At 63.5% G+C, this 685-nt stretch carries 1 protein-coding gene; it reads right to left on the bottom strand.

Going from position 1 to position 685, the window contains the following annotated elements; genetic code table 11:
- On the bottom strand, positions 1–685 hold a 685-nt coding region (locus tag ACR0EL_RS22370), incomplete at both ends, for a glutamate ligase domain-containing protein (RefSeq protein WP_480502340.1).

The following is a 685-nucleotide window of genomic DNA, read 5'->3' as shown; positions in this document are numbered from 1 at the left end:
CTACATCGCCGCTACGGATCAATTCCGGCAGATGGGCGGCCATCTCATCGCTGGTTTCCGTCCACAACCCGCGCTTGCCCTCGGGCAGAGCCTGATGCAGCGCTTGCATCAACGGGCCGATGCAATGAACCTGATCGACATGCGCCATCGCAGGCACCTCGGCCATGGCGGCGTGCATCGCCTGCTCTTGCGCACCAAGCTCTTTCATGTCGCCCAGAAACGCGATCTTGCGTTTGCCCGCCGACGCAGACAGCACGTCGAGAGCGGCCTCCATCGAGGTTGGATTGGCGTTGTAGCTGTCATCGAGCAGTTCAATCTGCCCGCCATCTGGCAGCGCGATCACCTCGCGCACACCGCGCCCTTTGACCGGAGACCAGCCGCGCAGACCGGCAATCGCCTGATCCAGATCGACCCCCAGCGCGACACAGGCCGCCAGAGCGCCCAGCGCATTCATAGCAAAGTGAGTTCCCGCGGATTGGACATCGAATGTGATGTCTGCCCCGCCGACAATACCGTGTCCCCGCACCGAGTCAGGGCCTTGGAGCACGTTGGTCAGCGCATAGTCCCGCGCCTTGTGGCCAAATTCGACGATCCTTGCACCATGCGCAGCGGCGCAGTCGCGCAAGATGCCCGCGTGTTCGATATCGGCGTTGACGATAGCGGTGCCGCCCTCGGCCAGCCCGTC

It is taken from the genome of Ruegeria sp. AH12 (genome assembly GCF_056541465.1).
The sequence above is the reverse complement of the archived record's forward strand: the minus strand, read 5'-3'. Positions and strand labels throughout refer to the sequence as shown.